Source organism: Gordonia abscondita, from assembly GCF_032711245.1.
In the GTDB taxonomy this organism is placed as follows: domain Bacteria; phylum Actinomycetota; class Actinomycetes; order Mycobacteriales; family Mycobacteriaceae; genus Gordonia.
In genome coordinates this window covers 1283924-1309462 of sequence record NZ_CP128986.1, presented here as the reverse complement: position 1 = coordinate 1309462, position 25539 = coordinate 1283924, and the positions used below count along the sequence as shown (strand labels likewise).

Annotated in this window: 26 protein-coding genes; 14 read left to right on the top strand and 12 right to left on the bottom strand. The window is 66.4% G+C overall.

The features are described 5' to 3' along the window. Positions 1–14: 14 nt before the first annotated feature. Complete coding sequence (locus MP11Mi_RS06150) at positions 15–587, bottom strand: TetR/AcrR family transcriptional regulator (RefSeq protein ID WP_420041411.1); 573 nt, start codon at positions 585–587, stop codon at positions 15–17. 48 nt (positions 588–635) lie between these two features. On the opposite strand from MP11Mi_RS06150, the gene MP11Mi_RS06145 reads away from it, so the two are divergent. The 4 genes from MP11Mi_RS06145 (at position 636) to MP11Mi_RS06130 (ending at position 3708) form a co-directional block, all read left to right on the top strand. Continuing rightward, a complete protein-coding gene (locus MP11Mi_RS06145) occupies positions 636–1445 on the top strand; it encodes a thioesterase family protein (protein WP_420041410.1) in 810 nt (269 codons plus the stop codon). 62 nt (positions 1446–1507) lie between these two features. Further along, positions 1508–2185, top strand: a complete 678-nt coding sequence (locus MP11Mi_RS06140) for a hypothetical protein (RefSeq protein WP_420041409.1) — start codon at positions 1508–1510, stop codon at positions 2183–2185. Positions 2186–2257: 72 nt separating this feature from the next. Continuing rightward, complete coding sequence (locus tag MP11Mi_RS06135; protein WP_420041408.1) at positions 2258–2992, top strand: hypothetical protein; 735 nt, start codon at positions 2258–2260, stop codon at positions 2990–2992. Continuing rightward, positions 2989–3708: a hypothetical protein gene (locus MP11Mi_RS06130; protein ID WP_420041407.1), complete on the top strand. Its 720-nt coding sequence runs from the start codon at positions 2989–2991 to the stop codon at positions 3706–3708. Before MP11Mi_RS06135 ends, MP11Mi_RS06130 begins: the two co-directional genes overlap by 4 nt. A gap of 113 nt (positions 3709–3821) precedes the next feature. On the opposite strand, the gene MP11Mi_RS06125 is transcribed toward MP11Mi_RS06130, so the two are convergent. Beyond that, positions 3822–4073, bottom strand: coding sequence for a hypothetical protein (locus MP11Mi_RS06125; protein ID WP_420041406.1), 252 nt, complete (start codon positions 4071–4073; stop codon positions 3822–3824). Between the two features lie 299 nt (positions 4074–4372). Continuing rightward, positions 4373–5716, bottom strand: a complete 1344-nt coding sequence (gdhA, locus tag MP11Mi_RS06120) for an NADP-specific glutamate dehydrogenase (RefSeq protein WP_420041405.1) — start codon at positions 5714–5716, stop codon at positions 4373–4375. A gap of 380 nt (positions 5717–6096) precedes the next feature. On the opposite strand from gdhA, the gene MP11Mi_RS06115 reads away from it, so the two are divergent. Next, the gene (locus MP11Mi_RS06115) at positions 6097–9849 is read left to right on the top strand and encodes a WD40 repeat domain-containing protein (protein ID WP_420041404.1); all 3753 of its coding nucleotides are present in this window, start codon (positions 6097–6099) and stop codon (positions 9847–9849) included. On the opposite strand, the gene ehuA is transcribed toward MP11Mi_RS06115, so the two are convergent. The 4 genes from ehuA to ehuB are packed head-to-tail and all read right to left on the bottom strand — an operon-like array spanning position 9850 to position 12877. Continuing rightward, positions 9850–10575, bottom strand: a complete 726-nt coding sequence (gene ehuA, locus MP11Mi_RS06110) for an ectoine/hydroxyectoine ABC transporter ATP-binding protein EhuA (protein WP_420042026.1) — start codon at positions 10573–10575, stop codon at positions 9850–9852. Positions 10576–10609: 34 nt separating this feature from the next. Beyond that, a complete protein-coding gene (gene ehuD / locus MP11Mi_RS06105) occupies positions 10610–11215 on the bottom strand; it encodes an ectoine/hydroxyectoine ABC transporter permease subunit EhuD (protein ID WP_420042025.1) in 606 nt (201 codons plus the stop codon). 32 nt (positions 11216–11247) lie between these two features. Further along, the gene (gene ehuC / locus MP11Mi_RS06100; protein WP_420041403.1) at positions 11248–11976 is read right to left on the bottom strand and encodes an ectoine/hydroxyectoine ABC transporter permease subunit EhuC; all 729 of its coding nucleotides are present in this window, start codon (positions 11974–11976) and stop codon (positions 11248–11250) included. A gap of 34 nt (positions 11977–12010) precedes the next feature. Then, positions 12011–12877 (bottom strand): ectoine/hydroxyectoine ABC transporter substrate-binding protein EhuB, encoded by an 867-nt coding sequence (ehuB, locus tag MP11Mi_RS06095; protein ID WP_420712843.1) that lies wholly within the window; start codon positions 12875–12877, stop codon positions 12011–12013. A 230-nt stretch (positions 12878–13107) separates the two neighbouring features. On the opposite strand from ehuB, the gene MP11Mi_RS06090 reads away from it, so the two are divergent. Then, entirely contained in the window at positions 13108–13566 is a 459-nt protein-coding gene (locus MP11Mi_RS06090; RefSeq protein ID WP_420041402.1) for a TY-Chap domain-containing protein, read from the top strand. A gap of 7 nt (positions 13567–13573) precedes the next feature. On the opposite strand, the gene MP11Mi_RS06085 is transcribed toward MP11Mi_RS06090, so the two are convergent. Then, on the bottom strand, positions 13574–14143 hold the full coding sequence (locus MP11Mi_RS06085) for a DUF2812 domain-containing protein (protein ID WP_420041401.1): 570 nt from the start codon (positions 14141–14143) through the stop codon (positions 13574–13576). Between the two features lie 111 nt (positions 14144–14254). Further along, complete coding sequence (locus MP11Mi_RS06080) at positions 14255–15682, bottom strand: DUF6777 domain-containing protein (protein ID WP_420041400.1); 1428 nt, start codon at positions 15680–15682, stop codon at positions 14255–14257. 212 nt (positions 15683–15894) lie between these two features. Between MP11Mi_RS06080 and MP11Mi_RS06075 the strand changes: the two genes are divergently transcribed. The 5 genes from MP11Mi_RS06075 to MP11Mi_RS06055 all read left to right on the top strand — a co-directional run bounded on the left by MP11Mi_RS06075 (position 15895) and on the right by MP11Mi_RS06055 (position 20599). Next, positions 15895–16908 (top strand): SIS domain-containing protein, encoded by a 1014-nt coding sequence (locus MP11Mi_RS06075; RefSeq protein WP_420042023.1) that lies wholly within the window; start codon positions 15895–15897, stop codon positions 16906–16908. After that, entirely contained in the window at positions 16905–18086 is a 1182-nt protein-coding gene (locus MP11Mi_RS06070; protein WP_420041399.1) for an N-acetylglucosamine-6-phosphate deacetylase, read from the top strand. Before MP11Mi_RS06075 ends, MP11Mi_RS06070 begins: the two co-directional genes overlap by 4 nt. A 65-nt stretch (positions 18087–18151) precedes the next feature. Next, positions 18152–18820 carry a Rho termination factor N-terminal domain-containing protein gene (locus MP11Mi_RS06065; RefSeq protein WP_420041398.1) on the top strand — a complete coding sequence of 223 codons (669 nt, stop codon included), beginning with the start codon at positions 18152–18154 and terminating at the stop codon, positions 18818–18820. Between the two features lie 67 nt (positions 18821–18887). Then, positions 18888–19976 (top strand): S-(hydroxymethyl)mycothiol dehydrogenase, encoded by a 1089-nt coding sequence (locus tag MP11Mi_RS06060; protein ID WP_420041397.1) that lies wholly within the window; start codon positions 18888–18890, stop codon positions 19974–19976. Then, positions 19973–20599 (top strand): MBL fold metallo-hydrolase, encoded by a 627-nt coding sequence (locus MP11Mi_RS06055; protein ID WP_420041396.1) that lies wholly within the window; start codon positions 19973–19975, stop codon positions 20597–20599. The genes MP11Mi_RS06060 and MP11Mi_RS06055 overlap by 4 nt, the downstream gene beginning before the upstream one ends. A 68-nt stretch (positions 20600–20667) precedes the next feature. Here the strand turns inward: MP11Mi_RS06055 and MP11Mi_RS06050 are convergent, their stop codons facing one another. Beyond that, positions 20668–21060 carry a YccF domain-containing protein gene (locus tag MP11Mi_RS06050; RefSeq protein WP_420041395.1) on the bottom strand — a complete coding sequence of 131 codons (393 nt, stop codon included), beginning with the start codon at positions 21058–21060 and terminating at the stop codon, positions 20668–20670. 95 nt (positions 21061–21155) lie between these two features. On the opposite strand from MP11Mi_RS06050, the gene MP11Mi_RS06045 reads away from it, so the two are divergent. From MP11Mi_RS06045 to MP11Mi_RS06035, 3 genes are read left to right on the top strand one after another with little or no spacing between them, the layout of a single operon-like run. Beyond that, positions 21156–21794: a GntR family transcriptional regulator gene (locus MP11Mi_RS06045; protein ID WP_420041394.1), complete on the top strand. Its 639-nt coding sequence runs from the start codon at positions 21156–21158 to the stop codon at positions 21792–21794. Beyond that, on the top strand, positions 21791–23101 hold the full coding sequence (locus tag MP11Mi_RS06040; RefSeq protein WP_420041393.1) for an MFS transporter: 1311 nt from the start codon (positions 21791–21793) through the stop codon (positions 23099–23101). The genes MP11Mi_RS06045 and MP11Mi_RS06040 overlap by 4 nt, the downstream gene beginning before the upstream one ends. Before the next feature lie 29 nt (positions 23102–23130). Beyond that, positions 23131–23376 carry a hypothetical protein gene (locus MP11Mi_RS06035; RefSeq protein ID WP_420041392.1) on the top strand — a complete coding sequence of 82 codons (246 nt, stop codon included), beginning with the start codon at positions 23131–23133 and terminating at the stop codon, positions 23374–23376. Between the two features lie 203 nt (positions 23377–23579). Here MP11Mi_RS06035 and MP11Mi_RS06030 read toward each other — a convergent pair whose 3' ends face one another. Together MP11Mi_RS06030 and MP11Mi_RS06025 are read right to left on the bottom strand one after the other, a co-directional pair. Then, positions 23580–23933, bottom strand: coding sequence for a DoxX family protein (locus tag MP11Mi_RS06030; protein ID WP_420041391.1), 354 nt, complete (start codon positions 23931–23933; stop codon positions 23580–23582). Positions 23934–24043: 110 nt separating this feature from the next. Beyond that, positions 24044–25492 carry a catalase gene (locus MP11Mi_RS06025; RefSeq protein WP_420041390.1) on the bottom strand — a complete coding sequence of 483 codons (1449 nt, stop codon included), beginning with the start codon at positions 25490–25492 and terminating at the stop codon, positions 24044–24046. Positions 25493–25539: the final 47 nt, after the last annotated feature.

Here is a 25539-nt window from a genome sequence, read left to right as displayed (position 1 = left end):
GGGCACTGGGTCGGTCAGTGCGGCAGGCCGCGACCCCAGGTGGCGCGAGTGTGCGCGACGAAGGCGTCGAACGGTTCGACGGACTTCGTGGCACGCGCGACGATGATCGCCCCTTCGATCCCCGACACGATCACACTTCCCGCCGCACGTGCTTGCGCGGCGTCGTGGCCTTCGCGCTCGAGCGCGTCGCCGATGATCGTCGCCAGGCGATCGAAGGCCGTTGCGGCCTCGGCGGCAGCGTCGGGATACTCGGTAGCGCTCAACGATGCCGCGGCGAGCGGGCAGCCGAGCGCGTAGTCGCTGTCGGCTAGTACTGACTTCCAGTGATCGGCCCACAGGTCGAGCGTGGCCATCGCGTCGTGCTCGACGAGGAGTGCTGCGAGGTGATTGCACACACCCTTGCCTGCGACGACGGTCGCCTCGCGCAGAAGCTCGGACTTTCCCGCCGGAAAGTGTTGGTACATGGAACGTCTCGCGACGCTGCTGTGTTCGAGGAGGGCAGCCATCCCGAATCCGTCGGCACCGTGCGTGCGCAGCATGGTGACCGCGGACGACACCAGTCGCTCGTGCACGGAAGGGGTGGGCATGGCCACACTCTAGCGCAGTAGAACGATCGGTCTGTATGGTTTTCAGGCATGACCCACGTCTTCGATGAAGCTACCGCCGTCGCCCGGATCGACGAACACGACGGCCGCGTCGTCCGCGCCACCACTCACCCCGCCTACAACAACATGGTCGGGCCGTTCGGCGGGATCACCGCGGCCACCGTCGTCCGTGCGCTGCAAGATGATCCCGAAGCGCTCGGTGAACCGCTCGCGCTCACCATCAACTACGCGGCGCCGATCGCCGAAGGCGAATGGGATCTCGCGCTCGTGTTGGTCCGGACCAACCGGACCAATCAACACTGGACGTTCACCATCGACCAGAACGGCGTCGTCGTCGCCACCGGTACCGCAGTCTTCGGCGTGCGCCGCGACACCTGGGCCGACACCGAGGACCACGCTCCCGACCTGCCGCCGATCGACCAGGTGCCTTCCTCCGACTTTCCCGACTTCATCGCGTGGGCCCGCAACTACGACAAGCGATTCGTCGTCGGCGGGCTCGGTTCGGCGAGCGACGACTCGACGACCACCCTGTGGTTGCGTGACGAACCCGCCCGCGCCATCGACTATCCGTCGCTCACGTCGATGACCGACGCCTTCTTCCCTCGGGTGTTCCTACGTCACGGCACATACATGCCGGCCGGAACCATCTCGCTGACCACGTACTTTCACGCGACCCCCGACGAATTGGCCGCGCAGGGTGCGGACCACGTACGGGCGACAGCGCGCGGCACTCGGTTCGGCAACGGCCACTTCGACCAATACGGCCAGATCTGGGGCGACGGCGACATCCTGCTCGCCACGACCCACCAACTCGTCTACTACAAGGACGTGTCCCAATAGGTCTGAACAGGCCGGTAGATCTGACAGGCCGGTGGATCTCGCGGGCCAGTACATTGAACGGCATGTCCCAGACTCTCCGGGTAGTCGGATCGATCCTCGCAGCCGCCACTCTCGCCGGCGCCGCTGCGGCGTGCGGACAGTCGGAGTCGGTCGACTCTGCGACACAGCGGGCCCTCGACGCGGTGCTGTCCGATGGCGACTTTCCGTCCGGGTACCACGTCGTCAAGCTCGGCAAGGACGACGAGAGCGCCATCACCGAGCAACTCGACGACAGCCGCAAAGACGCTGAAGTCACGCCGGCCGCATGCAAATCCGACGACGACGTTCCGGACTCCGCCGACGCGGGCAGCGTCGTAGCCTCCGACGGCGAGTCGGTACTCAGCCAGTCGGTCGTCGCATCGAGCGTCGACGCCGGGACGCTCACGGCCGCAGTCACCGGCGAGTGTGCGCAGGTACGCGTCGAGGTGACCACCGGCGCCGCGCGCGGGACGACAGTCGACATCACGCACGCCGATGTCACGACGCCGACCATCGACGGCCATCCAGGGTTGGTGTTCCGGGAGGTCTCGACGGTGTCCGGCGACAACAATGACCGGCGCGAACTCCTTATCGGCCGAGTGCCCGTCGACGGCTATCTCGTCACCGTGCAGGCGGTGAACGCCGACGGATCCGCACCGGACCGCGGAGCGTTCGACGCGATGCTCGCTGCCGCAGTGCGGAAGGTCGCCGACGCGCGCTGACACCTGCGTCGTGCGGCTGGCCGCGCATCGTAGTGTTCTCGGCATGTATCGGTGTGGATCAGGGAGTCTGTCGTGAGTGTGAGGTTGAGGCGAGTGCTGGGCACGTTTGTTGCGAGCGCCGGACTGGTCGGGTTCGCCGCCGGTTGCGGCGTCGACGGGTCCCCGGTCGTGGCGGGCGGGGCGACTAAGGCCGACGGGGCGTCGACCGCAGACCCGGCCCGGGTCCACGAACTCGTGCTGGACGCCGCCGACTTCCCGGCGGGATACACCGGGCAAGTCGTGCCGAGCGACCAGATGCAGCAGATGCTGGACACGGTCCTGGAGAGCACCCGGTCGGCCGACATCTCGCCGTCACACTGTGTACAGCTCAGCGCGATCCCGTCCTCGGTGGACGTGAACGACATCGGGTTGGTCATCGCCACCAAGGGAACCGAGTCGTCGCTCGCCGAGTCGGCGATCGTCGCCACGACGTCCATCGACGAGTACCGGACCCAGGTCAGCGGCGATTGCGAGCATTTGACGATGGATATGACGGTCGAAGGACAGGCCGTGAAGGCGAAGGCGGAGCAGAAGGTCGTCGACGGCCCGACGACGCGGGCCGATGACTCGGTGGTCGTCGAGGTAACGACCGTCTCGCAGGTGGGGTCGCAGTCGGTCACCCAGCGGATGATCATCGGCTACGCGGAAGTCGACGGGTACATGCTGTCTGTTCAGGCGTCGTCGATGAATCCGTCGGGGAACCCGGACCGGGCCGGATTCGACGATGTGTTCACCAAAGCGATCGACAAGGCGGTAAACAAAGCGTGAATCTCGCGAAGTACGGAATCGTTCTGGCCGCAGGCGGCGCCGTGATCGCGCTCGTCGCCGGCTGCGGATCCGACGACGACGCGGCGGCCTCCGGTACGTCGGGCTCCGGGAGTTCGGAGGCGTCGAAGGCGCAGTCGCTGGTGTTGGCGGGCGACGCGTTCCCCGACGGCTACGAGATCCTCGACGTTGAGAAGGATCAGATGCTCGATCTCGCGAAGGCAGCCGACTCGGCCGCCTCGGGCAAGGTCTCGCCCGCGGCGTGCGGTAAGAGCGCAGTGCTGCCCGACAACGTCGCCGCCGACGAGGTGGGTGTGGCAGCGGCGATGAAGGGCAGCGAAGGCACCCTGATCGAGTCGGTCACAGTGCTCGACCGGAGTATCGCCGACTTCCGTGCCGCCGTGACAGGCGAGTGCGCGACGGTCACGACTGTTCTCGCGAGCGGCCCGATGGCCGGGCTGAAGGCCACGGTCAAGAACACTGTGCTCGAAGCGCCCGAGACGAAGGCGGGCGACCAGGCGATCGTCTACCGTCAGGACGCGGTGTCGCGTTCGTCCGGCCAGACGTCTAAGACACAGTCGCTGACCGGTGTCGCGACCGTCGACGGTTATGTCGTCCGCGTCCAGTTCGCTCCGTTGGCGCCCGGCGCGAAAGCCGACCGCACCGCGTTCGACGAAGCGTTCGTCGCGGCCGTCGACCAGGTCGCGGCCAAGGCCTGACCCTGCCGTTGGTCGAGACCCGTCACCGACCGATGAAGACCACGATGCAGAGCATCAAGACCGTCGTCAGCAGCATGAGAACGCGGAGCGCGATGGCGAGCCCGCGCGCGGCGTCAGAGCCCATGCGCGGCCCCCGCCGCGGTGCGGACCGACACCGCGGTGGAGCCGGTCCCGGACCCGACCGCCCTGTCGGTTCGTGACGACGGCGCCGCGACCACCGCCAGCACGATCGCCACGGCGACCGCGATGACGACACCCGTCTGCAGGATCGCGAGACGGAGCGACGGCGATCCGTAGATCGCTGTGGCTGTCGCCGACACCTCCGACGCCAGTCGGTCCCGTTGTCGCTGCGAATGTCCTTCCATGATTCCCCCTGGTTCTACCGGCAGTCTCGCCGGTGGAGCATCTCCCCGAACTTGATTCCACCAGCATTAGCAAGCCCGCAGCAATTTCTATTCCGCGTAGTGCGTTGTTCAAGCAGGTCAACGGGTGATGTGAGTTGTCCGGTCCGGACAAGAAGAGCGGTCGACAGCCATCTCGGGAGGCGGCGAATGCGTCGAAGTCGAACGGACCCGGACGACGAAAAAGCCGCCGCACCCTCGCGCCATTGCGAGGGTGCGGCGGCCACGTGTGTTCACACGTCGTCGCTCAGGGCGACGTCAGATCAGATGACGCCCAGCGACTGCATAGCGTCGGCTACCTTCACGAAGCCCGCGATATTGGCTCCGGTCACGTAGTTGCCCGGATCGCCGTACTCGTCGGCGGTCGTGAGGCAGTTGTTGTGGATGTCGCGCATGATCGCGTTGAGACGCTCCTCGGCGTAGCCGAAGCTCCACGAGTCGCGCGATGCGTTCTGCTGCATCTCCAAAGCGGAGGTGGCCACACCGCCAGCGTTCGCGGCCTTGCCCGGTGCGTAGCCGACGCCGGCGGCCTGCAGCACCTTGATCGCGGCCGGCGTCGTCGGCATGTTCGCGCCTTCGCCGACGATCTTGCAGCCGTTCTTCACGAGTGTTTCGGCGTCGGTCGCATCGAGCTCGTTCTGCGTCGCGCAGGGGAGCGCGATGTCGGCGGGTACCTGCCACAGCGAGCCGTCGGTGCCGACCTTGGTGCCGTTGCCGCGGAGCTCGACGTACTCCGACAGGCGTGCGCGACGAACCTCCTTGACCTCCTTGAGGAGTTCGAGGTCGATGCCCTTTTCGTCGATGACGTAGCCGGACGAGTCGGAGCAGCCGATCACGGTGCCGCCGAGCTGGTGGATCTTCTCGATCGCGTAGGTCGCGACGTTGCCCGAACCGGAGACGAGGACCTTCTTGCCGTCGAAGGTCTCGCCCTTGGCCTTGAGCATCTCGTCGACGAAGAAGACGGCGCCGTAGCCGGTGGCCTCCGGGCGCACCTGCGAGCCGCCCCACGACATGCCCTTGCCGGTGAGAACGCCGGACTCGTAACGGTTGGTGATGCGCTTGTACTGGCCGAACAGGAAGCCGATCTCTCGGCCGCCGACACCGATGTCGCCTGCTGGGACGTCGGTGTACTCACCGATGTGGCGGTACAGCTCGGTCATGAACGACTGACAGAAACGCATGATCTCGAGGTCGGACAGGCCCTTCGGGTCGAAATCCGAGCCGCCCTTGCCGCCACCGATCGGCAGACCGGTCAGCGAATTCTTGAAGATCTGCTCGAAGCCGAGGAACTTGACGATCGACAGGTTCACGGACGGGTGGAAGCGCAAACCACCCTTGTACGGTCCGAGCGCCGAGTTGAACTCGACGCGGAAACCGCGATTGATGCGGACGTTTCCGGCGTCGTCGGTCCACGGCACACGGAAGATGATCTGGCGTTCCGGCTCACACATCCGGGTGAGCACATCGACGTACTCGGGGTGCTTCGCCACGACCGGGCTCAGCGAATCGAAGACCTCGCGGACGGCTTGCTGGAACTCGGGCTCGCCCGGGTTACGGCGTTCGACGACGTCGAAGATCTCCTGAAGCTGGGGATCCCAGGCATTCATACGCAACTCTCTCTACTCGAAATTGAGCGACGTCCCGCCATTGCGACGTCCCTCGGCCTCGGCGGACCCCAGGTAACACGTGGTGGCCGCCGGGCGATTCCGCGTGTCACTCTAGCCCTGTGTAACGATCACGTGAAACTTCACTCTTGGAATGTGGGATTAGACACGGGGCTGAAACAAATGCGAGACGCATCAGAAATGCGATCAAGGTTTACGCGTCTATTCCGGTGGCATGATGTCGACATTCGGGGGCCAAACCACCGCGGACCGATCCACTCGTACGCGAACAGCACGTGACCGCAGGCGCCGCCCCGGCGGGATGACCGTCGACAGGCACTTCCGGTGCAGGTCACAGGTGTCGGTCGAGCTATCCTCGTCAGGTGAGTGCTACGCAGTCGGGGGATGCGTTCGGGGAAGCCCTGCGCAAGCTGTTCCGTCAGGCCGGACAGCCGACGCTGGCGGCTGCCGCACGCGCAGCGTCAGGACCCAATGCGACCGTCAGCCGTCAGCGGATCAGCGACTGGCGATCTGGACGTCACATCCCGCGCGAGTACACCGTCGTCGAGCCCCTCATTACCTGGCTGACCTGGCGTGCCATCGACATGGGAGCTGTCGGCGTCGTCCCGCTGCCACGGTGGAAGAAGCTGTGGGCGGCAGTGCAAGTGCGAAGCACGGCGGATTCCGAGACGGCGCTCATCCGGTCACCGTTCCGCGGCCTCGACGTGCTCACCGAAGACGACACCGATCTGTTCTTCGGTCGCGCACCAACCGTCGACGCACTCGTGTCGCATCTCGACGCCGTCGCCGAAACCGGCGAGTCGCAGGTCGTGGTCGTCACCGGGGTGTCCGGCTCGGGCAAGTCGTCGGTGCTCGGAGCCGGACTAGCGGGCGCGCCCGAACCGTGGGACCGCCCGTACCGCATCAGAGTCGCCGACATCGCCGCATGGGACGCTCCGCCCGAGCACGAACAGTCGCTCGTGGCTATCGACCAGTTCGAAGAGGTCTTCTCGCTCGATAGCGACGACCGCGACCGGGTGCTCCGCGCAGTCGAAGAAATCGCACGCCGGACGCCGGTCGTCCTCGCCGTTCGTGCCGACTTCTTCGACGCCTGCCTCGAGATCCCGTTCCTCGCTCGCGCATGGCAGGAACACTCGGTGATCGTCGGCGAGATGACGGACGACCAACTCGGTGCCGTCATCCGGGAGCCCATCAAGCTGGCCGGCGGCCGCATAGACTCCGGCCTCGCCGAGCTCCTCGTTCGGGACCTGCACGAGGCCACGCCGTCTGATGAGCGCGCCGGACGGCTCCCGCTACTGGCACACACGCTGGAACGACTGTGGGACAACAGATCCGGGAACACCGTCTCCGTCGGAACGTATCGTGCGGTTGGCGGGATCGCCTCCGCCATCGCCGACAGCGCCGAAGCCGCGTGGGGCGCTCTCGACGCCGATGACCAGCCGGCCGCCCGAGCGCTGCTTCTGTCGCTCGTCCAGTTCGGCCCGCGGAGCATGCCGATGCGCGCGTCGGTCGACACGGACGAGTTGCACCGGCGGTTCCCCGATCGAGCGGACCGGATCGTCGACCGCTTCGCCGACGCACGTCTGCTCACCGCTGGCCAGAAGGTCACCTACATCCACGACGCCGTTCTCACGTCATGGCCCAGACTGCGCAAGAGCATCGCCGACGACGCCGAGACACTGCAGTGGAGACAGCAGCTCGCCACCGACTCACAAGCCTGGATCGATGCCGACCACAGCAGCGAACTCCTCTACAGCGGGGGCCGCCTCGAGCACGCGCTCGACAATCTCGACGGACTCGGCGAGCTCCGGCGGCACGTCCTCCCGACCGGAGGACAAGAGTTCCTCGACGCATCGGTCCGCCGACGCCGAGGGCGTCGTACCGCGCTCGTTGGAGGCGTCGCCGTCATCACGGTCCTCGCCCTCGTCGCCGCGATATTCGCGATCACCATCAGCCGACAGGCTGGCGACCTCGAACGGCAGCGCAACAGTGCCGAACGGACCGCACTGTTGTCGAGCATCGACCGCCTCGTCACATCCGATCCGTCCCTCGCGGCGCGACTACTCCTCGCCGCCGACCAGCGGTTCGACGACGACCCGGAGGTCGCCGCACCGCTCACGGCAGCCGCGTCGGCGCCCATGGCCCGAACTGTTGCCGGACACGACGGGCCCGTCTACGACGTGTCGTACTCCGCCGACGGATCACTGGTCGCGACGGCGAGCAACGATCGCACGGTCCGCCTGTGGCGGCATCACGACGACACGTCGACCCCACTCGTCCCGGTGGCGGCCATCGGCGGGTTCGGCGACTACGTCACCTCAGTGACGTTCAACGCCACTCGGCCACTGCTCGCCGCCGCCAGCGGTGACGGCACCGTCCGCGTGTGGAACATCGCCGACCCGTCGTCGCCGAAACGCATCGCCGAACTGCGGCCAGGGTCCGGCACCGCGTACCTCACTCGGTTCAGTCCAGACGGGAACACATTGGCCACCTCGTCCGACGACGGGAGCCTCACCCTGTACCGGGTGGCCGGAGCGACGGTGGCGCCGACCGCACCGACCGTTCTGCGTGGGCACGCGGGCGCCGTCCGCACCCTGGCTTTCAACACGGCGGGCACCCTCCTCGCGTCCGGCGGCGACGATCAGACCGTCCGGTTGTGGCGCGTCGGCGACGGGGCAGGCACGGCCGCGGGCCAACCGATCCGCGGCTTCGGCAACATCACCCACTCCGTCGCGTTCCTTCCGAACTCCGAGACGATCGTCGTCGGCGGCGACGGACCCAACGTCCAGCTGTGGGACGTGAGCGATCCCGCGGCGCCCAGGGTCGAGAGCAGCTCACTGTCCGGGGTGACCGGCGGATCCTGGTCGGTCGCCGCCGATCCGGCGTCGCCGTTGATGGCACAGGCGGGCATCGACGGCACTGTTCGCGTGTGGAGCACGCTCTCGCGCACCGATCCGCCGCCCGTGTGGGACCTCGAGAAGTCGACCGCGCGGGGCGCGGTCCGCATGTTCAGCGCGGCGTTCGATCCGAGGGGCGGCGAACTCGCCGTCGGCCGGTCCGACGGCGGAGTCGACGTGTGGCGGTTCCCGCCCGGCGTACGTCCCGACCGCGGCGGGGTCATCAGCGGTGTCGCACAGAGCACGGACGGGACGACAGCCGCAACGGTCGGCAGCGACACCAGCCTCGACCTGTGGACTCGCGATGGTGAGTGGTGGCGCAAACGCGGAACCACAGCAGTCGAACAACGAGTCAACGACCGGCCACGTGTCGCGATGAGCGACGACGGCGCCGTGACCGCGACCGCCAACAATAACGGCGGGGCCGTAGAACTGTGGGACACCGCGGACCCTGATCGTCCGCGGGCCGCGTTCCGGCTGCCCGTCGACACCCGGTATACGTCTGAGGTCGCCTTCGTACCCGGCAAGCGGATCCTCGTCACGGGTGCATCCGACCGGTCCGTGCAACTTTGGGACGTTGCCGACCCGTCGACGCCGCGGGCTCTCGGCCGACCTCTCGACGGTCCGACCGACTTGATCCGTCAGATCGTCGCCGATCACGACGGACGACACCTCGCCGTCACATCCGACGACTCGCGCACGTACCTGTATTCGCTCGACGACCGGCGGCTCGTGCACACTCTCGACGTCGGCGGCCCGGGCACCGACGCGGTGTTCGACCCGTCCGGGCGATACCTCTTCGTGGCCGGCGACGACTTGTCGGCGTGGCGCGTCGACGACGGCACGCTCGTCGACCGGGTGACGTCCGACCGCCCCGACACTCTCTCGGTGATGGCAGGCGGTGAACCGGTCCTCCTGACCGGGACAATGACGCGCGACATCGTCGGTTTCACCATCGGAGACGATGGACGGCTCACTGACCGACGGCTCGTCACACCGGTGCTCGGCGGGCCGCGCACCACGACCTCCCGCTGGGAACTGCCGCCGACTCTGAACGACGGCAAGCGCTTCATCACCGGCGGAGACGGAACTGGCCAGTTGTACTCGCAGTCGATCGACCCGGGCGACGGGCGTGCCTGGGTGTGCGCCACCACCGACTCGATGACCGATGCGGAACGGCGAACCTACCGGATCGGGTCCGGCGACGACGGGTGCTAACTACAGGACGGCCCGGAGGAACTCTCTGGTCCGGTCGTTGTGTGGGTCGCCGAAGATCTGCTCCGGCGGGCCCGACTCGGCGATCCGTCCGGCGTCGAACATCATCACCCGATCGGATACCTCGCGGGCGAAACGCATCTCGTGCGTGACGATCAGCATCGTGATGTCGGTGCTGATCGCGATGTCCCGGAGCACGGACAGCACGTCGTCGACCAGTTCGGGGTCGAGGGCCGACGTCACCTCGTCGAGCAACATCACCTGCGGATTCATCGCCAGGCACCGGGCGATCGCCACGCGTTGCTGCTGTCCGCCCGACAACTGGCTCGGATGCGCCTTCTCCCGACCGCTCAAGCCGACCATGTCGAGGAGCTCACGAGCGCGAGTCTGCGCCTCGTCGCGCGACTGCCCGAGAACATGGATCGGCGCCTCAGTGATGTTGCCGAGCACATCCATGTTCGGGAACAAGTTGAACTGCTGGAACACCATTCCGATGCGTTTGCGGACTTCGCGGAGGCTGCGTTCGCGCTGGTTCAGTGACTCGCCCGCCACCAGGATGTCGCCTGCCGTCGCCTTCTCCAACGTCATGAGTAGGCGCAGGATCGTCGTCTTGCCGGATCCGCTCGGTCCGATCAACGTCACCTTCTCGCCGCGGTCGACGGTGAAGTCGAGTTCGTCGAGGACTACGTTGTCGCCGAACTTCTTCACCACATTGTCGAATCGGATCATCTCGTCTGGTTCGGCGGGCTGCTGTTTCTCCAGATCAGTGGGCAAGGCGTTTCTCCAGTCGTCGGATTAGAACCGAGGTCGGGTAGCTGGCGACCAGGAAGAAGGCGCCCGCGAGCGTGAACGCCTCCAGGTAGGCGAACTCCGACGCGCCGTAGGTCTGTGCCGACGTCACCAGCTCGACGACACTGATCGTGAACAGATACGGGGTGTCCTTGAACATGGCGACGAGGTTGTTGCCCAGCGCGGGAAGGCTGTTCCGCATCACCTGCGGAAGGATCACCGCGCGCCACATCCGGGACTGCGGCAACGACAATGCGTGCCCGGCCTCCCATTGGCCTTTCGGCACGGCTTCGATGCCCGCCCGGTATACCTCGGCCATATAGCTCGAATAGTGGATACCGAGGACGGTGATGCCGATCGACAGTCCGGAGAACTGTGGAAGTAGCGCGTATACGAACAACAATTGCACGACGATAGGCGTCAATCGCACGAACTCCGAGACCGCGTGTACCGGCCACGCCAGCCAGCGCGGACCCGACCGGCGGACCACCGCGATGAACAGGCCGAGCACGGCAGCCACGAGGAAACCGATGGCGGTCGCCAGCAGGGTGATCTTGAATCCGTCCCACAGGACCGGCATCGCCTCTTCGGCGCGCTGCCAACTCCAGTCGATCACAGGCCACCTCCGACGGTGGCGTCCGTCGTCGGACGGAAGCTCAACACTTCACGCAACGACGGCCCCCGGCCGAGCCTGTGTTTGGCTCGGGCCTCGACAAGATTGATGACCACTGTCACCACGTAGGCGAGAACGAGGTAGATCAGCAGCCCGACGCCGAACGAGAACAACGTGTCGCCGGTCGACTTCTGCAAGTCGACGATGCGGGACGTCAAGTCCTGGAGCATGATGAACGACGCGAACGCGGTGCCTTTGAGTAGATGGATGAGCAAGTTGCCCAGCGACGGGACCATCATCGCCCACGCCTGTGGGAACACCACTCGCCGCAACCGCTGCCCCGCAGTGAAGTTGAGCGCGACAGCCGCCTCGACCTGGCTTGCGGGCACCGAGTTCAGCGCGCCGCGGACCACTTCGGCGCCGTATGCGCCGTAGTTCAATCCGAGGGCCAGGACCCCGCAGAACAGCGGATCGAGCTGGTAGCCGAGCAGCGGCAGCACGTAGAACAGCCAGAACAGCTGCACGACGAGCGATGTCCCCCGGAAGAACTCGATCAAGACACGCGCGACGAACCGGACCGGAAGGAAACGTACGCGCACCACGGTGCCGAGGGCGATCGCGATGGCGAACGCGAGCAGGCCGCCGCCTGCCGTCAATTCGAGGGTGACGAGGATGCCCTCGCCGATCCGTGGAAGAGCGTCGACGAGGTCGTCGATATTGGTGTTCACCGTCTCGCGAGGCCGAATGCTCGCCGCGGCGCGACTACTCTCCGGCGCACAGCTGTTCGGTGGTCAAGGACGGGTTGGGGATGTTCTCTTCGGTGAATCCGAACGGCCCCAGGATCCGTAGGTATTCGGCTTTATCCGACAGGATCTTTTTGACCTCCGCGTTGTACGCGTCCCGCAGTTCGGTATCCGCCTTCCGGAAGACTGTCGCACCGGCAGGATTCTGTTCCTTGCCGTTGATGACCGCGATGAACGGCTTCGTCACCTCGACGCCGAGGCTCGGGTCATTGTCCTTCGCGTACTTCAACGACACCGCGGTGAGTGCGAACGCGTCGGCGCGTCCTGTCGTCACCGCGTCGATGCCTGCCTGCTGATCCTTGACCAGCAGCGGGTCGGGGATCGACAGCTCTTGCGCGTAGTTGGATTCGATGGCTCCGGTGATCGCGGCCATCTTGGCGCCGCGGGACTTGATGGAGTCCATGTTCGACAGGTCCATCGGGTTGCCGGGCTTCACCATGAGGGCGGTCGTGTAATTGATCTCCGGGACGCTGAACGCGGCTTGGCCGCACCGCTCCGGAGTGATCGACATTCCGGCGCTCACCAGGTCGTACCGTTTCGCGTTCAATCCGGGGATCAACCCGCCCCAGTCGGTCTTGACGGCTTTCAACTCGCCGACCCCGAGCCGCTTGAACACTTCGCGGTGCAGCGCGATCGTCGCCCCGGTGACCTCGCCGTCCTTCTCGAACGAGTACGGAGCTTCGTTGGCATACGCGACGGTGACGGTGCCCGCCTCGCGAAGGCTCTCGAGGGTGGTGGCTTCGTCGGAGTCGGTCTTGGTACAGCCAGCCATTGCGGTGACCGCGAGGACCGCGGCGGTCAGGACGGCAGCACTCTTCATTCTCATGGTCGCGTTCTCCCTGCTGGGCGCCGACCGCGGTGCCCATGTTCCGTATGTTCATCGTCGTAATTCTTCGGGTGAAGTGACCGTACCCACACTTCGCCGACGTTCGCGGCGAAATCGACAGCTGCACACAAGGAACCGAGCGCGCCGGGTGATGCGAGAATCCGCCCATAACGCGTCGGGCGAGGCTACGGTTGAACCACAAGCCACGTTCGCCGAAGCGGGAGTGTGTTGTGACTGATCCGATCACCGAAGATGTCAACGGATTCGACGAGTCGGCCTACGACGCCGAACTCGATGCACGGTGGCGTGACTTCCGGCTGCGATTCGCGGACTATCTCGCCGAGCTGTCCGTCGGACACCGGTTCACCGTCTACGACCTCGTGACCGATCACGAAGAAGCCACCGCGCACGCGGAAGCCGTCGCGGTCGCCGACGACCGCCTCGAATTGGTTGTTGCGAGCGGTAGGCTCGCGGACTCTGATGCCGACCGAGCGGCCCGCACCGCGCTCTTGCGCGAGGCGGGCTGGGAGGTGCACGGAGACGACACCATCGTCGTCGGCTTTGACCGTCGTCACGTCGACGCGGCAGCCGTCGCCGTCGAGTACGCCTTCCGACAGGTTTGGGATGTCCCCGACCCCGCCTACCTGGCGGGCGAAGAGGACCAGACGGCGCGGTTCTTCACGCCGTGACGGGATGTCACGAGCGGACGAGTTCGCGTTCCTCAGCCGCCGCGGAGGTCGCCGAGCGGCGAGACGCGCCGACGATCACTGCGGTGATCCCGGTGCCGACGGCGATGATGCCGAGCACGGCGGCCGGAATCCAGAGGTCACGGGGTTCAGCGAGGTCGGTGAGCCCGGCGACGACGCCCAGTGCCACCGCGCCGACTAATGCGATGGTGGCGACGACGCTCAACCCGATGCCGACGAGGGCGGCGCGGCGTCCGAGGTCCTCACCGATGAAGCCTGCGGGCCGCTCACCTGCGTAGGCGCGACGCCACACGTGAATGTTCGACAGGCTGCCGACGCTCTCCCAGCCCATGTCTTGGCGAGCGGTGAAGTAGAGCGAGGGCACTGGCTTGTCGCGACGTTCGAGCGCGTACCGGTAGCGTCCGGCCTCGCCCTTGTTGAACGTCATGCGGAGCGGGCTCCACGCGTCTACGCGGTTGAGGACTTCGCCGCGGGCGGCTTTCTCTTCCAGCCACAGCTCGAGGTCGTCGGGCGACGGGTGGCGGACGGGAACCAGCCAGGAAGTGGCAGTCGTGCTCATGGTCGCCTCCGGAGAATCGATGGAAAACGTGTTCTCCATCGACTCTCACCGTGTATGGTGCTGCGGTCAAGGACTTTGAGACGGTAATCACGAACAGTCTCAGTCACCGTCCTATTCGGCCGGAGCGCCGCTTGCCTCCGTCTCGGTGGTGGTCCCCGGCTCGGTCGTGGTGGCGGACTCTTCGGTGGTGGTAGTCGACTCGGTGGTGGTCGGCTCCGGAGCCTGCGTGGTCTCGGTCGTCTCCGTTGCCTCGGTGGCCGGCGTGGTCGGCGTCACCAGCGTCTGCCACGCTGCGCTGGTCACCGTCAGCGTCCGGCCGTCGACGGTGTCGACCGTCCACACCCGGTCGGACGACGCGTTCACCACGCTCGCCACGGCATCGGACAGCAGGTCAGCGGCGGCGAAGGTGCGCGTCGAGCCGTCGGTGCAGTCGGCGTCGACGTCGGTGGAGACGAACGTCGACGGCAGAGTGCAGGTGACGTCGCGATCGCCGGAGCTGAACGTCAGCGAGCCGATCGCGTCACCGGTCAGTGAGCCGAAGTCCGTCGGGATCTGCGACGCGCGACTTGCCGAGGTCCCGGTGGTCTCGGAGCTCTCCACCGCGCTCGGTTCGTTGACCTCCGCCTGCTCGGTGAACGTCGGCGGCGCGTTACTTGCCATCGGATCGGGAAGCTTCATGCCCGCGGGAGCCGGACCGAGATTAGCGAGTGTGTTGCCGACCTCGGTGACGACGTTCACTCCGCGCGTGACGTCGACGAGCGTCAGCTGGGTCAGTGGTGCGGGCGTGTTGACGACCCGTGTGTTGTTCACTGTCGTGTTGTTCACCGTGTACGAGACGCGCTCGATGTTCGTCGTCCGATAGCTCGGCCACGGCTGCCCGACCACGCGGTATCCGCCGACCGGGGCGGACGCCGGCGGCAGCAGCGGGTTGCCGCAGGTGCACACGGCGCGCGGGACGCCCGCGCCGTCGACGTAGACGGCGGTGCCCGTCTGAAGTACCGATTGGAACGGTTGGGCGACGCCGCCACGGTAGGCGTGGTTCGTCACCCAGGTGTCCGCGGTCAGAACTACCGGGGTGAGCGTATTCAGATACCACGGGATATCGCCGCGTCGGATGCCGAAGACGCTTGCCCACGCGGCACCCGCTGCCGGGTCGCCGGCGAGGAGGTCGGCGAGGGCCGCCGTGTCGCATGACGCGGTCCCCGTCGTTCCGTAGAGCCCGGGCGCGGCGCCGTCGACCGCTCGAACTCCGCGATCATTCACACCGCGCGGCGCAATGGTCGGCAGGTCGAGTCGGTTGGTGAGGGCCACCGACCGGGTGAACGGGTCGGGGCCAGGATCGTCGGCCGACCGCAGACTCAATGCCGGGATCAGGATGTCGCCGGTCTCGTCCTGGTATAGCTTCACGGCGCCGAGGCCCACCACGACGGCGAGGATAGCGACGATCGCCGACAGGACGACGGTCAGTCGGCGTCGACTCTTGCGCTGCGCCGCGTTGAACGCGGCCGTTGCCGGGTCCGGGCCGTATGGGTAGGTCATGGTGCTCCTCGTCCGCGCGTGAGGTTCTCTTCTCGAATGCCTATCGCCGATCTGCCCAGGTCCGTATCGGTCTGGCCGAGGATTGACCCGAACGGGGGAACACGCGGGTCTGCCTGTGCGGTCGGCCGATCGCCGATATGGTCGAGGCGACACGTCAGCTCCTGCCGCGAAGGACTCTCATGGCCGTGAACGATCAGCATCCGGGACATCTGATGGCGGCGGAGATCGCCGAGCAGCCGAACGCGTGGCGCGATTTGCTCGCGGCTCGCGCGGCGTGCGTCGAGATCGGCGAGCTGATTGCCTCTCGCGCACCACGTTTCGTCCAGTTCGTTGCCCGAGGCACCAGCGATCACGCCGCCTTGTACGCGAAGTACCTGGTGGAGATCGGTCTGCAGATCCCAGCGGGCATGGTGTCGCCGTCCGCGGTGACCGTCTACGGCGCTCGGCCCGACCTGCGTGATGTGCTGCTGATCGCGGTCTCGCAGTCGGGCGGTTCTCCCGATCTCGTGAAGTCGGTCGAGGTGGGTCGCGCGCACGGGGCGTTGACGCTTGCCGTCACCAACAACGAGTCGTCGCCCCTGTCGGATGCCGCGGAACTGCACGTCGACGTGATGGCGGGCGCCGAGAAGTCGGTGGCGGCCACCAAGAGTTATACGTCTGAACTGTTGGCGCTGTATCTGGTGATCGCCGCCTGGCAGGGTGTCAGTACCTCGGCGGCCGACGCGCTGCCGGATCTTGGTGACCAGGTCCTGGGGTCGGACGGCGCGTTGGCGGCGGCAGCGCAGAAGTACCGGTACGCGCAACGTCTCCTCACCACGGGTCGCGGCTACTCGTATCCGACGGCACGCGAGGCCGCGTTGAAACTGATGGAGACGTCGTACCTGACGGCGCAAGCCTTCTCTGGGGCCGACCTGCTGCACGGTCCGCTCGCGACCGTCGATCCGCAGGTCCCGGTGCTCGCGGTGGTGCCGACAGGTCGGGGCGGCGACGCGATGGCACCGGTCATCGAACGTCTCGTCGAACGCGGTGCCGACATCTTCGGAGTCGGCGCCGCGTCGGCCATCACGGGCCTCACCGGCGGCGTCGCCATTCCCGACGCGCCCGAAGAACTGTCGCCCCTGCTGGAGATCGTCCCGTTCCAGCTGATGGCGCTGCACCTGTCGCTGGCGCGTGGGGAGAACCCGGACACCCCCCGTGGGTTGCGCAAGGTGACGGAGACACTGTGATCGTTGCCGCGGACGTCGTCGTGGGCGACTGCGTCGTCCACCGGCCCGGATGGTTGTCGGTGTGCGACGGCCTGATCGACGCGGTCGAATCGGGTGAGCCGCCGGCAGTGCCCGACTTGGAATTCCCGGGTGGCACAGTGGTTCCCGGGTTCGTCGACCAGCACGTACACGGTGGCGGGGGAGCGTCGTACACCGACGGTGACCCCGGCCAGGTGCGGGCCGCCGCGGCCTTCCACCGCAGGCACGGGACGACGACGACCGTCACCAGCACAGTGAGCGCGAGCCCCGACGAGTTGGCGGGCATCGTCGCGCGACTCGCGCCGCTCGTGCGTGAAGGCGTCAGTGCGGGCATCCACCTGGAAGGGCCGTGGATCGCGCATTCGCGGTGCGGCGCCCACGCTCCCGACCGGCTGCGGGTCCCCGACCTGGATGAGATCGACCGGCTCCTCACGATCGCCGATGGCACCATCGTGATGGTCACGATCGCACCCGAACTCCCGAACGCCCTCGATGCCGTCGATCGGTTCGTCGCCGCGGGCGTCCAGGTGGCTGTCGGACACACCGACGCCACCTACGAGCAGACGCGCGCCGCAGTCGACCATGGTGCGCGCGTTGCCACTCACCTGTTCAACGCGATGGCGCCGTTGAACCATCGAGCGCCGGGCCCGGTGCTCGCGCTCACCGAGGACCCGCGCGTCGTCGTCGAACTGATCGGCGACGGTGTGCACCTGCACCCGGCGTTGGTCGCCGGTGTGCAGCAGACCGTCGGACCGGAGCGGACGGTGTTGGTCACCGACGCGATGGTCGCCGCCGGGATGGCAGACGGCGACTTCGTACTCGGCTCGCTCGATGTCTACGTAGAGGACGGCGTGGCGCGTCTGCGCAGCACCGACGCGATCGCGGGGAGTACGGCGACGATGGACTCGCTGTTCGCCAGAGCAGTGGCCGGCCTGGTCGGCGCACCCGATCCGATGTCGCGCGATGACGCGTTGCTCGCCGCGTCCGTCATGTGTTCGACAACCCCGGCGCAGGTTCTCGGACGCCATGACATCGGACGCTTGGCGCCGGGTTATCGCGCAGATCTCGTCGTCTTGGACGAAGAACTGCAGGTGCAGCATGTGACCGGAATTGACATCAACACCGCGTCGAGTGCCGCACCACGTGGTTTCGCGTCGTAGGGTGATGAGCACGCCTGCTCGGAACCGCCGGTAGGCGACACGACATCTTCGGAGGGGACCTGCCGATGACTGCCAAGAAGACCCTGATCAAGCGCCTCGAGGACGAGGTCAAGCGCCTCACCAACGAGGTCATGGCTCTGCGCGATCTCGTGATCGCGTTCTCGCCGCTGGCCAAGAAGGACGAGCCGGGCGCCGAGATCGTCGCAGCGGTGACGAAGTCCGCGCCAGCCAAGAAGGCTGAACCCGCCAAGAAGGTGGCCTCTCCTAAGACGGCTGCCGCCGCCAAGCCCGCAGCTGCCAAGCCTGCGGCTGCCAAGCCTGCGGCGACGAAGGGCGCTGCGACCAAGCCCGCGGCCAAGAAGGCCGCTCCGGCCAAGCCTGCGGCGACGAAAGCTGCTCCGGCCAAGCCTGCGGCGACGAAAGCTGCGCCGGCCAAGAAGGCCACGTCGGCCAAGCCCGCTGCTCCAGCGAAGACTGCGGCTACCGCCAAGCCCGAAGCTGCCAAGCCTGCTGCCGCCACGCCCGAAGCCGTGAAAAAGGCTGAGCCCGCCAAACCCGCTGAGCCCGCCAAATCCGCTGCGCCCGCGGCTAAGCCCTCGGCTGCTGTCAAGACGCCGGCTACGGCTAAGCCTGCCGCGAAGACGGTCGCGCAGCTCAAGGCCGAAGCGAAAGCCAAGGGCGTCAAGGGGTATTCGACGATGAACAAGGTGGAGCTGATCGCCGCTTTGAAGTGAGTCGAGTGCGTAGCTGACCTACCATCGACCTAGGTCAGATATGCATCGAACTGAATAGGAGCCCGGAGTGCCCCAGGTGGTCAAGGGAGTCGTCTCCCGAACCAAGAACGCGCCGACCGAACTCGTCGACGTCGTGATCCCCGATCCGGGGGCGCACGACGTGGTCGTGAAAGTGCAGACGTGCGGCGTCTGCCACACCGACCTCGCGTACGCGAGCGGCGGAATCAACGACGAGTACCCGTTTCTGTTGGGGCACGAAGCCGCAGGGATCGTCGAGTCCGTCGGCGATGCGGTATCGCACGTCGAAGTCGGCGACTTCGTCGTCTTGAACTGGCGTGCCGTGTGCGGTGAGTGCCGGGCCTGTCGCAAGGGCAAGCCCTGGTACTGCTTCGACACGCACAATGCGAGTGTGCCGATGACGCTCACCGACGGCACCGAGTTGACGCCCGCGCTGGGTATCGGCGCATTCGCCGAGAAGACCCTGGTCCATGAGGGGCAGTGCACCAAGGTGGACCCGTCGGCCGACCCGGCCGTCGCCTGCCTATTGGGTTGCGGTGTCATGGCGGGTCTCGGCGCGGCGATGAACACCGGGCAGGTGTCGCGCGGCGATTCGGTCGCGGTCATCGGCTGCGGAGGTGTGGGCGACGCCGCCATCGCGGGCGCTCGCCTAGCCGGTGCGACGACGATCATCGCCGTCGACCGGGATCCCGGTAAGTTTCCGTGGGCCACCGAACTCGGTGCGACGCACACTATCGACGCGTCGAAGACCGTGGACGTCGCCGAAGCCGTGAAGGAGCTCACCGACGGCAATGGCGCGGACGTCGTGATCGACGCCGTCGGCCGTCCGGAGACGTATCAGACCGCGTTCTATGCCCGCGACCTCGCCGGGGTCGTCGTCCTCGTCGGTGTTCCGACGCCGGAGATGCGTCTGGAGATGCCACTCGTCGACTTCTTCAGTCACGGCGGTGCATTGAAGTCGTCCTGGTACGGCGACTGCCTGCCCGAACGCGACTTCCCGATGCTCGTCAACCTCCACCTGCAGGGGCGTCTGCCGTTGGAGAAGTTCGTCTCCGAAAGGATCGGCATCGACGGCGTCAACGAGGCGTTCGAGTCGATGGAGGCCGGCAAAGTGCTGCGATCGGTGGTGGAGCTGTGACGCTGCGCATCGATCGAGTCGTCACCTCCGGCACCTTCTCGCTGGACGGCGGCACGTGGGACGTCGACAACAACATCTGGGTGGTCGGCGACGACACCGAAGCCGTGATCATCGACGCTGCGCACGATGCCGTGCCGATCCTCGCCGCCGTCGATGGCCGCAAGGTGGTCGCGATCGTGCTGACCCACGCGCACAACGACCACATCGGTGTCGCGCCCGAACTCGCCGAAGCGACTGGCGCCCCGATCTTGTTGCATCCCGCCGACGAGATGCTGTGGGAGCAGACCCATCCGGGTGTGCCGCACGGCGATCTCTTTGACGGGCAAGTCATCGAAGTGGGCGGCGATCGACTGGAAGTGATCAACACGCCAGGACACTCGCCGGGGTCGTGCGTCCTCTGGTCGCCGTCGGCCAAGGTGTTGTTCTCTGGCGACACCTTGTTCCAGGGTGGGCCGGGTGCTACCGGACGGTCGTTCTCGAGTTTCGACGACATCATCTCGTCGATCCGGGACCGCATTCTGGTGCTCGACGACGACACCCGGGTCTGTACCGGGCACGGTGACGAAACGACCGTCGGTGCCGAAGCAGGCGATCTCGACGAGTGGATCCGGCGCGGTCAGTGACCTTTCGCCGCTGATCAAGTCGGTCTTCTGCTGACCACGGAGTCGAGACTCCCGTCGGCGGAAGCCGTTCAGTACGCCTGCCGCACGGTGTCGACGGGGACGATGTCGACGCCGAGCGGCATCAGCGAGATCGGCACCATCTTGAAGCTCGCGATGCCGAGCGGGATGCCGATGATCGTGATGCACAGGGCGATGCCGGTCGTGATGTGGCCGAACGCGAGCCAGATGCCGGCGAAGACGATCCAGATGACATTGCCGATGAGCGACCCCGCGCCCGCGTCTTGTTTGGGGACGGTGGTCCGCCCGAACGGCCACAGCGCGTAGGCGGCGATGCGGAACGACGCGATCCCGAACGGAATGGTGATGATCAGGATGCAGCAGATGACGCCCGCGATGACGTAGCCGATGGCCATCCACAGTCCGCAGAGGATGAGCCAGATGACGTTCAGCAGAGTTCGCATACGGCAATCATCCACCATCTCGGGACCCTCTGGGCGGCGAAAGACAGGCCAACCGATCTTGCATGCAAGCTTGCATGCAAGATATCTTCGGTGTTGTGGAATCGAAGACCGAGGTCGCGGCCGAACGCGCCTACGTGACGACGAAGAATGGCATCATCAGCGGAGCTTTGCCCGGCGGCTCACTGCTCAGTGAGGTCGCGGTGAGTGCTGACCTGGGGCTCAGCCGCACGCCGGTGCACGAGGCGTTCCTCCGCCTCGCCGCCGAACAACTCCTCGACCTGCAGCCGCGGCGTGGAGCCGTGGTCCGACCGATGACTCCGTCCGAGGCGGCGGACGTCCTCGCGATGCGGCATGCGATCGAAGCGGCGTCGGCGGCGCAACTGTTCGGCAAGGGTGGTCCCGACGACGGCGTGCGGGTCGCGATCGACGAGAACCTCGCGCGCCAGCGCGCCTTCGTCGCGGATGAGGACGTCGACGGGTTCGTCGACGTCGACGACGAGTTCCATCTCCTTGTGGTGCGCGCGTCCGGCAACCCGATCGCCGAGCACTTCTACGAGCAGTTGCGTGCGCGCCAACATCGGCTGCGGAATCTGCTGCTGCGCATCGACCCGGCCAACCTACGGTCGTCACTCGCCGACCACGAGGAGCTGGCGGCGTGCCTGCGCGACGGTGACGCCGACCGCTATTCGGCGCTGCTGCAGGCCCACTTTGACCTGTATCAGGGTGCGTTGTGACGACCCAGACGCACACCACTGCCGCCGCGTCGACGACGGTGGCCGGGCCGTTCCCGCGTGACTGGGTGCTCGTGTTCGGCGCGCTGTTCGTGTGCGCATGGTCGGGTAATCAATTCAGCCCGCTGCTCGTCATGTATCGGGAGCAGGACCATTTCTCGGCGTCGACGGTCACCGCGTTCCTCGGCATCTATGTCGTTGGGCTGGTACCCGCGCTGATCGTGTCGGGGAGTGTCGCCGACCGGGTGGGACGCCGCACGCCGATGCTGGTCGCCGTCATCGCCGGGCTGATCGGCAGCATCCTCCTCGCGAGCGAAGAGCTGGGATTGAGGACGATCTTCCTGGGTCGTATGTTCTCCGGTGTCGCCGTCGGCACCGCTACCGCCGTCGGCACCACGTGGCTCAAAGAACTGTCGCGCCGACCGTTCGATCCGGCCGCCGACGCGTCGTCGGGAGCGCGTCGCGCATCGCTCGCGTTCACTCTCGGTTCCGCGCTGGGTGCGCTCGTCGCGGGCTGCATCGCCCAGTGGGGCCCGTGGACACACTCGCTCCCGTTCTTGTTGCACATCGTCGTCACGATTCCGTTCCTGTGGCTGGTCCGCCGACCCGCCGAGACCGCGCCCACACTCGACGACGATGTGCGTGGGCGGGGGCGGTTCCTCGTGTCGTCGGTACGGCACCGCCGTTTTGTGCGCGTCGTAATGATCTGCTGCCCGTGGCTGTTTATCGCGTGCGGCCTGTCGTACGGCTACCAGCCGGTGCTTCTCGCCGACGCCGCCGGCGGACTGGGGCTTGCGTACGGGACGCTGCTCAGTGTCATCGCGTTGGGGACCGGTGCCGCCGTTCAGCCGCTCGCTAAACGGATCGACTCGGAGTCGAGCGCACGCGGATTGCTCGTGTCGCTGGCGATCCTCGTGGTCGGCATCGTGGTGATGATCGCCGCTGTCACCACCGACAGCTTGCTGATCGGCGTCGTCGCCAGCATCGTGTTCGGCGTCGGATTCGGCATCGGACTCACGTCCGGTCTGATGGAGGTCCAACGGATCGCGCCGCCGGCCGAACTGGCCCGCCTGACCGGCATCTTCTACGCGGTCGCCTACGTCGGCTTCGCGATGCCGACTGTCTTGGCCGCGCTGACCCCGCCGTTCACGACACTGGAGTTGCTGATCGCGTTGGCGGTGCTGCTGGGCGTCTCGCTCGGCGCCATCGTGTACGCCTCCCAGAAACATCTGCCCCAAATGGATCCGACCCAAAAGGGCAATCCGCACCAAAACGGTTATCCGACACAGAAGGGTCCGACGCATAGCTGATTCGCGAGTACGCGCATAGTGTTGCGGACATGAGTACGGCACGTCGCGCTGCATGGTCGATAGCTGCGACCGTTGTGTTGACGATCCGGTTGATCGCCACGATCGCGACTGTCGGAACAGTGCTCGTCTGGGTGATCGCCGCCGTCCGCGACGGTCTCCTCAACGGCTGGCTGTGGTGGGCGGTCGGCTCGGCGGGGGCGTTGATCGTCGCCACCTACCTCTACAGTCACCTGCGCGTCCGCTACCCGAGCACGAGCGATCGCTGGGAAGAATAGCGTCGCGAATCGGCAGACTGGCGACAGGATGGTCTCATGTCCGCCCTTCTGAACAGGCGTGTCGAACCGCAGCGTCGTACAACGCTCGGCAGTTCCGCGGACTTGAGAAACTGCGGGACGAACTGGGCGGCAGGTTCGTCGCCGGAATCGTGCTTGGAACGGCGCAGACCGCTTAGCGGTCTGCGCCGAATCTTTCGCTGTCGCTACTTCCTGCCCGCCGCGACGATCGTGACGAGTCCCCCGGCCATCATGACGTTCTTCAGGAACTGGGTCTGCTGCTGTCCGCGCAGAGCGGGATCGTCGTAGTTCCAGAACGCATGGCCGGCGAGCGTCGTCGGCACCAGTGAGGCGAGCACGCCCGCGGCCGCCAAGCGCGGCGCGACACCCGCCGAGATGAGGAGCCCGCCAACAGCTTGGACGACACCGTTGGCGCGGACGACGGTCTCGTTGTCGACCGGCAGCGGCAACTTGTCGAGCAGCGGAGCCGCCGCGTCCACACGCATGCCCGGCGCGGTCGCGGCGGCGTACCCGAGCTTGATGTACGGGAGACCGGTCATCACTCGACCTGTGGCGTGCAAAATACTTCGTCGTTTGATCGCGGAAATCATCACCGGTCCCTTCGTCATACCGCCCGTACGGTTCGGGCGGTCATCGGTCCAGTCTGCACCTACCCGGCTCGGACCCTCCGTTCAATGTCGGCTCCCAAGTCGGCGTCGATGTTCCGCCAGTACTCGAACGCTCGCGCCAGCACCGGCTCGCTGACACCGTCGAGGAGATGGCCGGCGACATTGCCCGCCAACCGATCCCGGCCGGCGTCGTCGAGCACTTCGCGGACGAGTGTGCCGGGCTGACCCCAGTCGTCGTCTGCCGGGTGATCGACGTAGGCGCTGCGGACGATGTCGCCGTCGACCGCCCACTGCGGCTCGGGCTGCCCGGAATACGTGGCTGCGGGACCGCCCTTCGAATTCGGCGCGTACACCGGATCGCTGACCGGATCGATCCGCATCGCGCCGTCCTTCGAGTAGCTGCGGACCTCGTTGTGCGGCCGGTTGACCGGGATCTGCTTGTAGTTGACTCCGAGCCGAGCGCGGTGCGCGTCCGAATAGGCGAACACGCGACCGAGCAACATCCGGTCGGGGCTGAAACCGATCCCGGGGACCACATTGCTCGGCTCGAACGCGGCTTGCTCGATCTGGGCGTGGTTGTCAGTCGGGTTGGTGTGCAGCGTCATCTTCCCGACCTCGTGGAGCGGGAAGTCCGAGTGCGGCCACACCTTGGTGAGATCGAACGGGTTAAAGCGGTACGCCTTCGCATCGTCGAACGGCATCAGCTGCACCTTGAGAGTCCAACTCGGGTGGTCGCCCGCCGCGATCGAATCGAACAGGTCCCGTGTGTGGTAATCGCCGTCGGCACCCGCGAGGCGATCGGCCTCGTCCTGCGTGAGGAACTCGACGCCCTGGTCGGAGATGAAGTGATACTTGACCCAATGCTTGACGCCCTCCGCATTAACCCACAGGTAGGTGTGCGAGCTGTAGCCGTTCATCTCCCGCCACGATCGAGGGATACCGCGATCGCCCATCAGCCAGGTGACCTGGTGTGCCGACTCCGGCGAGAGGGTCCAGAAGTCCCACTGCATGTCGTGGTCGCGGAGATTATTGTCGGCGCGCCGCTTCTGGGAGCGGATGAAGTGCTGGAACTTCATCGGATCCTTGATGAAGAAGACGGGCGTGTTGTTACCGACCATGTCGTACACGCCGTCGTCGGTGTAGAACTTCAACGCGAATCCGCGCGGATCACGCCACGTGTCCGGGCTGCCGCGCTCGCCCGCGACGGTAGAGAACCGCGCGACCATCTCGGTCTTCACCCCTGGCTGGAACAGCGACGCGCATGTGTACGCGGAGACATCGCTCGTGGTCTCGAATGTGCCGAACGCACCGCTGCCCTTGGCATGCGGCTGGCGTTCGGGGATGCGCTCACGGTTGAACTGCGCCATCTGCTCGATCAGATAGTGATCGTGCAAAACGATGGGGCCCGCGGCTCCCGCGGTGAGCGAATGCTCGTCGCTGCCCGCCGGAGCGCCGGAGTCGGTGGTCGTGTAGGTGTTCTCCTCGGTCATGCTCGTCCTCCTCAGGAGGTTGACGTTGGGCTGTAGCGGACCTGCGA